The organism is Halomonas sp. GD1P12, from assembly GCF_025725645.1.
Taxonomy (GTDB): domain Bacteria; phylum Pseudomonadota; class Gammaproteobacteria; order Pseudomonadales; family Halomonadaceae; genus Vreelandella.
Genome location: NZ_CP107007.1, coordinates 2,862,805 through 2,873,623, shown reverse-complemented (window position 1 = coordinate 2,873,623; position 10,819 = coordinate 2,862,805). Strand labels below are relative to the sequence as shown.

Sequence of the window (10,819 nt, the reverse complement as noted above, 5' to 3'; positions counted from 1 at the left end):
CTATGTGGCATTCGGGCTCACGCAGACTACGCATGATATCGGCTTAAGTGGTTGACGGAGCTATGTTTTTTGGTTGGGTGGTGCTGCAAATACAGGATTTGGCGAGAGTTTTGAGAAATTTGGCGCGGTCGGGCGATTGCGCCAGGTGGGGGCAAGTGGCTATGCTGAGCGGCCATTTTCCTAAGGCAGCGAACGCCAGGGAGCCGGGAGCTCGGGCGGGAAAGGCAAGACAAAATAAAAAGAAAACCCGCTATTAAAGCACAAGTTCGCTGCCAGTAAAACACCTTGACTAGAGGCACGCCCATGAACAAAGGTCTTCATCAGCCTGGCGAGTTTCGCGATAACTGCGGTTTTGGGCTTATCGCGCACATGCAAGGGGAAGCCAGTCACGATCTCCTCAAAACCGCCATCGAGTCGCTGACCTGCATGACCCACCGGGGCGGCATCGCCGCCGACGGCAAAACCGGCGACGGCTGCGGGCTGCTGCTGAAAATGCCGACCCGGTTCATGCGCGATGTCGCAAAAGAAGCGCTGGGCACCGAGCCCGGCGAGCGCTTCGCCGTGGGGGTGATCTTTCTGCCCAATGATGATGCGCGCGCCCGGACGGCCCGCGAGACGCTGGAGCGCGAGCTCGACAGCCGCGGCTTGAAGCGCCTGGGCTGGCGCGAAGTGCCCACGGATTCGAGCGTGTGCGGCCCGATGGCGCTCGATTGTCTGCCGCGGATCGAACAGATTTTCGTCGAGCCTGGCGATAGCGCCAATTTCACCGTCGACCTGTTCATGGCCCGGCGCTACGCTGAGCAGGCCTTGAAGAAAGAGGAGGACTTCTACGTCGCCTCGCTCTCTTCTGAAGTCGTCTCCTACAAGGGCCTGGTGATGCCGGAAGATCTGCCGGCCTTCTACAAGGACCTGAACGATTCGCGCCTGGAAACCGCCATCTGCGTATTCCACCAGCGTTTTTCGACCAACACCGCGCCGCGTTGGCCGCTGGCCCAGCCGTTTCGCCTGCTCGCCCACAACGGCGAGATCAACACCATCGAAGCCAACCGCGGCTGGGCGAACTCCCGGAAGGCCAACTTCGCAAGCGAGCAGTTGCCGGACATCGTCAAGCTCGACGAGGTAGTCAACACCACCGGCTCCGACTCCTCGAGCATGGACAACATGCTCGAAGTGCTGCTCACCGGCGGCATGGAGCTTCACCGCGCCGTGCGCATGATGGTGCCGCCGGCCTGGCAAAACGTCGAGACCATGGACGCGGAGCTGCGCGCGTTCTATGAGTACAACTCCATGCACATGGAGCCCTGGGATGGCCCCGCCGGCGTGGTCATGACCGATGGCCGCCAGGCGGTGTGCATGCTCGACCGTAACGGCCTGCGCCCGGCGCGCTGGGTGATGACCAAGAACGGCTACATCACGCTCGCCTCCGAAACCGGCACCTACGGCTACAAGCCCGAGGACGTGGTGGCCAAGGGCCGCGTCGGCCCGGGCCAGATGCTCGCCGTCGATACCCAGACCGGCGAAGTGCTGCATACCGACGACATCGATAACCGCCTGAAGTCCGCCTACCCCTACAAGCGCTGGCTGAAAGAGCAGGCGAGCTATCTGGAGTCAGCGCTGACCGAGCTTGCGCGGTTCCAGAGCATGGATACCGATGCACTCAACGTGCAGCAGAAGATGTTCCAGGTGACGTTCGAAGAGCGCGACCAGGTGCTGCGCCCGCTGGCGGAAAGCGGCCAAGAAGCGGTTGGCTCGATGGGCGACGACACGCCGATGGCGGTGCTGTCGAGCCGCCCGCGTCTTCTGACCGACTTCTTCCGGCAGAAATTCGCCCAGGTGACCAACCCGCCGATCGACCCGCTGCGCGAGGCGATCGTGATGTCGCTGGAAACCTGCTGCGGCGCCGAGCTCAACGTCTTCAAGGCGACCCCGGAACACGCCCATCGCCTGATTCTGACCACGCCGATCCTGTCGCCGCGCAAGTTCACCGCGCTGGTCAGCCAGGACGATCCGGCGTTTGCCAGCTGCCTACTCTCGCTGGGCTACAACCCGGACGAGACCAGCCTCAAGCAGGCCGTCGACGCGCTGTGCCAGAAGGCCGAGCGTCAGGTGAAGGAGGGCTGCGTGCTGCTGGTGCTCAGTGACGCCGAGCTGCCCAAGGGCGAAGTGCCGATTCAGGCCGCGCTCGCCGTGGGTGCGGTACACAGCCACCTGGGCCGTCTTGCCATGCGCCCGATGGCGAACATCATCGTCGAGACCGGCTACGCCCGTGATGCTCATCAGATGGCGGTGCTCTTCGGCGTGGGCGCCACGGCGGTCTATCCCTGGCTTGCCTACCAGGTCATGGCGGACATGCATCGCGTCGGCGAGCTGACCGGCAACCCGGCGGACGCCCGCGAGAACTACCGTAAGGGCCTGCAGAAGGGGCTGTTCAAGATTCTCTCCAAGATGGGCATCTCGACTTTGGCCTCCTACCGCGGCTCGATGCTGTTCGAGGCAGTCGGGCTCAACGACGAGATCATGGACACCTGCTTCGTGGGCATGGCCTCGCGCATTCAGGGCGCAGGCTTTGGCGAGCTGCAGATGCAGCAGACGCTGATCGCGAAGGATGCCTGGACGCCGCGCAAGGGAATCTCCCAGGGCGGCCAGCTCAAGTACGTTCACGGCTATGAGTACCACGCCTACAACCCGGACGTGGTCATGACGCTGCAGGCGGCGGTGCAGGAAGGCAGCTACGCCAAATGGAAGAAGTTCGCCCAGCAGGTGAACGAGCGCCCGGTGGCGACCATTCGCGACATGCTGAAGCTCAAGCAGTCCGGCGATTCCATCGCCTTGGACGAGGTGGAGTCCATCGAGGAGCTCTTGCCGCGCTTCGATAGCGCCGGTATGTCCCTCGGCGCGCTGTCGCCGGAGGCTCACGAGGCGCTGGCCCAGGCGATGAACGAAGCCGGCGGGCGCTCCAACTCCGGTGAAGGCGGCGAAGACCACGCCCGCTACGGCACCATCCGAAGCTCCAAGATCAAGCAGATCGCCTCCGGCCGCTTCGGTGTGACGCCGTCGTATCTGGTCAACGCCGAAGTGCTGCAGATCAAGGTCGCCCAGGGCGCCAAGCCCGGTGAAGGCGGCCAGCTGCCCGGCGGCAAGGTCAACGAGATCATCGCCAAGCTGCGCTACGCCGTGCCTGGTGTGACGCTGATCTCGCCGCCGCCGCACCACGACATCTACTCGATCGAGGATCTGGCGCAGCTGATTTTCGACCTCAAGCAGGTCAACCCACAAGCCCAGGTCTCGGTCAAGCTGGTCTCCGAGCCCGGCATCGGCACCATCGCCACCGGCGTTGCCAAGGCCTACGCCGACTTGATCACCGTCTCCGGCTACGACGGCGGCACCGCGGCGAGCCCGCTGACCTCGATCAAGCACGCCGGTTCCCCCTGGGAGCTGGGTCTGCCCGAGGTGCACCAGGCGCTGCGTATCAACGGCCTGCGCGACAAGATCCGCCTGCAGACCGACGGCGGCCTGAAGACCGGGCTCGACGTCATCAAGGCGGCGATTCTCGGCGCCGAGAGCTTCGGCTTCGGCACCGCGCCCATGGTGGCGCTGGGCTGCAAGTACCTGCGCATCTGTCACCTGAACAACTGCGCCACCGGCGTCGCCACCCAGGATGACTACCTGCGCGGCGAGCACTTTCGCGGCACCGTCGACATGGTCAAGAACTACTTCCGCTTCATTGCCGAAGAAGTGCGCGAGCTGATGGCGATGATGGGCGTGCGCAGGCTGACCGACCTGATCGGCCGCACCGATCTGCTCGAAGTGATCGAAGGGCGCACCGCCTCGCAGCGCGGGCTCGATTTGACCCCGCTTTTGAAAAACGATTTCGTGCCGGCGGATGCGCCGCAGTTCTGCACGGTGAGTCGCAACGTGCCCCACGATCCGGGTGCGAAAAACCAGGAAGTGCTCGAGGCGCTCAAAAGCGCCATCGAGAACCGCTCCGGCGGCGACTTCAGCTTCGATATCACTAACTGCGATCGTAGCGTTGGCGCGCTCTCCTCCGGCGCCATCGCCAAGCGCTATGGCGAAGAGGGCCTGGAAGACGCCCCGATCACCGCGCGCTTCACCGGCGTGGCAGGCCAGAGCTTTGGCGTGTGGAACGCGCGGGGCCTGAATCTGTATCTCGAAGGCGATGCCAACGACTACGTCGGCAAGGGCATGAACGGCGGGCGCATCGTCATCGTGCCACCCAAGGTGAGCGAGTTCGAAAGTCACAAGACCTCGATCGTCGGCAACACCTGCCTGTACGGCGCCACCGGCGGCACGCTGTATGCCGCGGGCGTGGCTGGCGAGCGCTTTGGCGTGCGCAACTCCGGCGCCATGGCGGTCATCGAAGGCGCGGGGGATCACTGCTGCGAGTACATGACCGGCGGTATGATCTGCGTGCTGGGTGAGACCGGCGTCAACTTCGGCGCCGGCATGACCGGCGGCTTTGCCTACGTGCTCGACGAAGAGCGCAGCTTCGTGGACAAGTACAACCACGAGCTGGTGGAGATTCACCGGGTCAACACCGAGGCGATGGAGGCGTACCGCCGCCACCTGCGCGAGACGATCGAAGCCTACGTGGCCGAGACCGGATCAAAGCGTGGGGCAGCCATTCTGGAAGACTTCAGCGACTACGCGCGCCACTTCTGGCTGGTGAAGCCGAAGGCGGCGAGTCTGGGAAGTCTGTTGGATCAATCTCGGCGTCAGCCGCAGTAATCCGAATGTGTCCATCGCCGAGAGGAGAGAGATCATGGCCAACCGTTTGAACAACGATTTCCAGTTTATCGACGTGGGTCGCAAGGACCCGCAGAAAAAAGAGGCGCACGCGCGCGCCAAAGAGTTCGCCGAAATCTACGAGCCGTTCAAGCCAACGGACGCGGCGAGCCAGGCGCACCGCTGCCTGCACTGCGGCAACCCGTACTGCGAGTGGAAGTGCCCGGTGCACAACTACATTCCCAACTGGCTGCAGCTCGTTGTGGAAGGCAACATCATCGAAGCCGCGGAGCTTTCGCACAAGACCAACTCGCTGCCGGAAGTGTGCGGGCGCGTCTGCCCGCAGGACCGTCTCTGTGAAGGCGACTGCACGCTCAACGATGGCTTTGGCGCGGTCACCATCGGCTCGATCGAGAAGTACATCACCGACACCGCCTTCGCCATGGGTTGGCGCCCGGACATGTCCAAGGTGGTCTGGACCGACAAGAAGGTCGCGATCATCGGCGCCGGCCCCGCGGGCCTGGGCGCGGCGGACATTCTAGCGCGCAACGGCGTCAAGCCCGTGGTGTTCGACCGCCACCCGGAGATCGGCGGGCTTTTGACCTTCGGTATTCCGGAGTTCAAGCTCGAAAAGAACGTCATGGAGCGTCGCCGCGCGGTGTTCGAGGAGATGGGCATCGAGTTTCGTTTGAACGTCGAGATCGGCGTGGACATCGAGTTCGACACCCTGGTGCAGGAGTATGACGCGGTATTCCTCGGCATGGGCACCTACCAGTACATGGAAGGTGGCTTCCCCGGTGAAGACCTGCCCGGCGTTTACAAGGCGCTCGACTTTTTGATCGCCAACGTCAACCGGCGCCTGGGCTTCGAGAAGGATCCGGCGGACTACATCTCGATGGAAGGCAAGCGCGTGGTGGTGCTCGGCGGCGGCGATACGGCGATGGACTGTAACCGCAGCTCAATTCGTCAGCGCGCGGCGAGCGTGACCTGCGCCTACCGCCGCGACGAAGAGAACATGCCCGGCTCGCGCCGCGAGGTGGCCAACGCCCGGGAAGAGGGCGTCGAGTTTCTCTTCAACCGCCAGCCCATCGCCGTGGTCGGCGAGAGTAAGGTGGAAGGCGTGAAGGTCGTGCGCACCCGGCTGGGCGAGGCCGATGAAAACGGCCGCCGCCGCCCGGAAATCGTGCCCGGTTCCGAAGAAGTGATCCCGGCGGATGCCGTCGTGGTCGCCTTTGGCTTCCAGGCAAGCACGATCCCGTGGTTCGAAGGCGCCAGCGTCGAGGTTTGCGAGCGTCGCCTGGTCAAGGCCCCGGAACACGGTCAGTACGCCTTCCAGACGACTAACGAGAAAATCTTCGCTGGCGGCGACATGGTCCGCGGCTCGGATCTGGTGGTCACCGCCATCTATGAGGGCCGTCAGGCCGCCGAGGGAATGCTGGATTACCTGGGCGTCTGATTTCTTCCTGCCAAATCAACAGGTCGTGTTCGCACGGCCTGTTTTTTTATGGGCGCAAGGTTTTCTCGGCAGTGGAGGGCCGGCCAGTTCAAATTGAGCCTTCGGGCGAGCTCTGGTATTCTGTCATCCCATCCTGGTGTGGCTTTCTGCCGTGCCTTCTGATCACGTTCTTACAGGTTTTCCATGACACGATATATCTTCGTGACCGGCGGCGTTGTGTCCTCTCTTGGCAAGGGCATCGCGTCGGCCTCGCTGGCGGCGATTCTAGAGGCCCGCGGCCTTAAGGTCACCATGCTCAAGCTCGACCCGTACATCAACGTGGATCCGGGCACCATGAGCCCGTTCCAGCACGGCGAGGTGTTCGTCACCGAGGATGGCGCCGAAACCGATCTCGATCTGGGTCACTACGAGCGCTTCATTCGTACCAGGATGACCCAGGGTAACAACTTCACCACCGGCCGGGTCTACGAGCACGTGCTGCGCAAGGAGCGCCGCGGCGACTACCTGGGCGGTACGGTGCAGGTCATCCCGCACATTACCGACGAGATCAAACAGCGCGTCTACGACGGTGGCGAAGGCTTCGACGTGGCGCTGGTCGAGATCGGCGGCACCGTCGGCGATATCGAGTCGCTGCCGTTTCTGGAATCCATTCGCCAGATTCGAAGCGAGCAGGGCGCGAGCCGCGCGATCTTCATGCACCTGACGCTGGTGCCCTACATCAAGACCGCCGGCGAAACCAAGACCAAGCCGACCCAGCACAGCGTCAAGGAGCTTCGCTCCATCGGTATCCAACCGGATATCCTGATTTGCAGAAGCGAAGTCGAGCTTGAGGAGAGCGAGCGGCGCAAGATCGCGCTCTTTACCAACGTCGAAGAGCGCGCGGTGGTACCGCTTCAGGACGCCGATACCATCTACCGCATTCCGCTGATGCTCCACGAGCACGGCCTCGATGACATCGTCTGCGACAAGCTGCGCCTGGAAGCCGAGCCTGCCGATCTCTCCGAGTGGGTGAAGGTGCTCGACGCCAAGCTCAATCCGCTGAAGTCGGTGAGCATCGCCATGGTCGGCAAGTACATGGAGCTTTTGGACGCCTACAAGTCGCTCAACGAAGCGCTGATTCATGCCGGCATTCAGGGACGCATCAAGGTCAACGTCGACTACATCGACTCCGAAGACATCGAGCGCCACGGCACCGAGCGCCTGGCCGGCAAGGACGCGATTCTCGTGCCCGGCGGTTTTGGCGAGCGCGGCGTGGAAGGCAAGATCAAGACCGCTCAGTTCGCGCGCGAGAACAACGTGCCGTATTTGGGGATTTGTCTGGGGATGCAGGTCGCGGTAATCGAGTACGCCCGCAACGTCGCCGGCTGGGCGGACGCCAACTCCACCGAGTTCACCCACGACACTCAGCATCCGGTGGTCGGTTTGATCACTGAGTGGCTCAATAGCGAAGGCAAGATCGAGCTGCGCGACGCGGCCTCTGATCTGGGCGGCACCATGCGTCTGGGCGGCCAGGTGTGCCACCTTGCCCCGGGAAGCAAGGCGCGTGAAGCCTACGGCTCGGATGAAATCGTCGAGCGCCATCGCCACCGCTTCGAGGTGAACAACCAGTTCATCGACGAGCTTGAAAAAGCGGGGCTGGTGATTTCCGGCAAGAGCGTCGATCAGTCGCTGGTCGAGATGGTCGAGCTTGCCGACCACCCCTGGTACGTAGCGTGTCAGTTCCACCCGGAGTTCACCTCCACGCCGCGCGACGGGCACCCGCTGTTCTCGGGCTTCGTCAACGCCGCGGTCGAGCACAAGGCACAACGCACGCGCGCCCACGCCGCGCCCCACGAGTAAGGAGCCGTCATGGCCTCTGATCAAGGCGTTCGCGAGCGTCACATCGACATTGCCGGCCTCAAGGCCGGCAACTCTCTGCCGCTGATGCTGCTCGGTGGCATGAACGTACTGGAGTCCGCCGAGCTTGCCGATGAGGTCGCTGCGGCCTACGTCGAGGCCACCTCGGCGCTTGCCATGCCCTACGTGTTCAAGGCGAGTTTCGACAAGGCCAACCGCAGTTCGATCAATTCGTTTCGCGGGCCGGGCCTCGAGAAAGGGCTGCAGATACTGGCCGATATCAAATCGCGCTATAACGTGCCGATCATCACCGACGTGCACGAGCCCCACCAGGCGGCGGCCGCGGCGCAAGTAGCGGACATCATCCAGCTCCCCGCGTTTCTGGCCCGCCAGACCGATCTGGTCGTCGCCATGGCCAACACCGGGGCGGCGATCAATATCAAGAAGCCGCAGTTTCTCGCCCCGCACGAGATGCGCCACATCATTGCCAAGTTTGTTGAAGCCGGCAACGACCGCCTGATGCTCTGCGAGCGTGGGTCGAGCTTTGGCTACAACAATCTGGTGGTCGACATGCTTGGCTTTGGCGACATGAAGGAGACCGGCTACCCGCTCTTTTTCGATGTCACCCATGCGCTCCAGCGCCCCGGCGGTCGCGCCGACAGCGCCGACGGGCGCCGCGCTCAGGTAGCGGAGCTCGCCCGCGCCGGTGTCGCCGTGGGCCTGGCCGGGCTCTTTCTGGAAGCGCATCCGGACCCGGACAACGCCAAGTGCGACGGGCCGTGTGCGCTGCCGCTGGATCAGCTCAAACCGTTTTTGACCCAGCTTTCACAGCTCGACGCGCTGGTAAAAGGCTTCGAGCCGCTCGTGATTCGCTAGGCGCGCGATGGGCGCTAACGCCACGGCCGGCGCTCACGGGAAACATCGCTAGTTAGTAGACCGATAATCAAAAAGGACGCTGTCATGACCAAAATTGTGGATATCACCGCGCTCGAAGTGCTCGACTCCCGCGGCAACCCCACCGTGAGCGCCACGGTGCGCCTGGAAAGCGGTGCGGTGGGCCAGGCCTGCGCGCCAAGCGGCGCTTCCACCGGCTCGCGCGAAGCGCTGGAACTTCGCGACGGCGACAAGGCACGCTATCTGGGTAAGGGCGTGTTGAAAGCGGTCGAGGCGGTCAACGGCAGCATCCGCGAGGCGCTACTCGGTATGGACGCGCGCGACCAGCGCGGGCTGGACGACGCCATGCTCAAGCTCGACGGCACCGACAACAAGGCAAACCTGGGCGCCAACGCCATTCTCGCGGTGTCGCTGGCGGCAGCCAAGGCGGCGGCCAACGCCAAGGGCGTGGCGCTCTACGCCCATATCGCCGAGCTCTACGGCAAGCCGGGCCACTACAGCATGCCGGTACCGATGATGAATATCTTGAACGGCGGCGAGCACGCGGATAACAACGTCGATATCCAGGAATTCATGGTTCAGCCCGTGGGCGCGGCCAACTTCCGCGAGGCGCTGCGAGTGGGCGCCGAAATCTTCCATGCGCTGAAGAAGGTGCTCGCCGCGAAAGGGCTCTCCACTTCGGTGGGGGACGAGGGCGGCTTCGCGCCGAACCTCTCTTCCAACGCCGAGGCGCTGGCGGTGATCAAGCAGGCGGTGGCGGATGCCGGCTACACCCTGGGCACTGACGTGACCCTGGCGCTCGACTGCGCCTCTTCCGAGTTCTACAAGGATGGCCAGTACGTGCTTGCCGGCGAAGAGAAGAGCTTCGATGCCCAGGGCTTCACCGATTATCTCGCCGGGCTTTGCGACGACTATCCGATCGTTTCGATCGAAGACGGCATGGACGAGTCCGACTGGGATGGCTGGAAGGCGCTCACCGACAAGCTCGGTGATAAGGTCCAGCTCGTGGGTGACGACCTGTTCGTGACCAACACGAAAATTCTCAAGCGCGGCATCGACGAGAAGATCGGAAACTCCATTCTGATCAAGTTCAACCAGATCGGCTCGCTCTCCGAGACCCTCGATGCCATCCAGATGGCCCAGGATGCCGGCTTCACCGCGGTAATCTCACACCGCTCCGGTGAAACCGAGGACACCACCATCGCCGATCTGGCCGTGGGCACCGCCGCAGGCCAGATCAAGACCGGATCGCTTTGCCGCTCCGACCGGGTCGCCAAGTACAATCGCCTGCTCATGATCGAGGCGGAGCTTGGAAACGTCGATTACCCCGGGCTAAAAGCGATCAAGGGGCAGTGAGCCTGGGCGCCTCGCCTGTAAGTAATCGTTTAATCGGGTGTAAGAGATCGCTTACCTGACGCTAGGAAAATAGTACTAAAGCGTTGGAAATAAAAAGCTTTCTTTATAATGGATTTTTTAAATAATTGATTTTTATAGGGTTGAAATCTCAAGGCGAGCCTCAGGGCTCGCCTTTTTTAATGATAAGCACTTTTTGCGCTGCGCTTCATCTCTGTCACACTGGCCTCAGGACAAGGGGAGGCAAGGATGCTTTAGGCAGGATAGAGAGCGAAAGAAGTGGTGCGCCGGGGCCACGGTGAACGAGGCGCCGGCAGGGAGGACACCGAGGAGTGTTGACACAGGATGTGGTGAAAGGAAGTGCTTGGAGCGGGCGGCCTACGGGCCGCCTTTTTTATGTGCCTGTTTATGTACTTGCCATGGGCATTGAGGTCGTTGTGATCCCGGGCGGCGCACTCTACCGGGCGTTAGCGCGAATGCTATCGATGGTTATAAGAAAAATGCATTGTTATTCCTTTCGACGATTAATTACCATGT

General features: G+C 62.6%; 5 protein-coding genes. All 5 read left to right on the top strand.

Annotated features, from left to right (window positions below; genetic code table 11):
- Positions 1-303: 303 nt before the first annotated feature.
- The 5 genes from gltB (at position 304) to eno (ending at position 10,285) form a co-directional block, all read left to right on the top strand.
- Entirely contained in the window at positions 304-4,746 is a 4,443-nt protein-coding gene (gltB, locus tag OCT39_RS13130; RefSeq protein WP_263584910.1) for a glutamate synthase large subunit, read from the top strand.
- Positions 4,747-4,780: 34 nt separating this feature from the next.
- Positions 4,781-6,199: an FAD-dependent oxidoreductase gene (locus OCT39_RS13125; RefSeq protein WP_263584909.1), complete on the top strand. Its 1,419-nt coding sequence runs from the start codon at positions 4,781-4,783 to the stop codon at positions 6,197-6,199.
- A 183-nt stretch (positions 6,200-6,382) separates the two neighbouring features.
- Positions 6,383-8,038 (top strand): CTP synthase, encoded by a 1,656-nt coding sequence (locus OCT39_RS13120; protein ID WP_263584908.1) that lies wholly within the window; start codon positions 6,383-6,385, stop codon positions 8,036-8,038.
- Positions 8,039-8,047: 9 nt separating this feature from the next.
- Entirely contained in the window at positions 8,048-8,911 is an 864-nt protein-coding gene (gene kdsA / locus OCT39_RS13115; protein WP_263584907.1) for a 3-deoxy-8-phosphooctulonate synthase, read from the top strand.
- 84 nt (positions 8,912-8,995) lie between these two features.
- Positions 8,996-10,285 (top strand): phosphopyruvate hydratase, encoded by a 1,290-nt coding sequence (gene eno / locus OCT39_RS13110; RefSeq protein ID WP_263584906.1) that lies wholly within the window; start codon positions 8,996-8,998, stop codon positions 10,283-10,285.
- Positions 10,286-10,819: the final 534 nt, after the last annotated feature.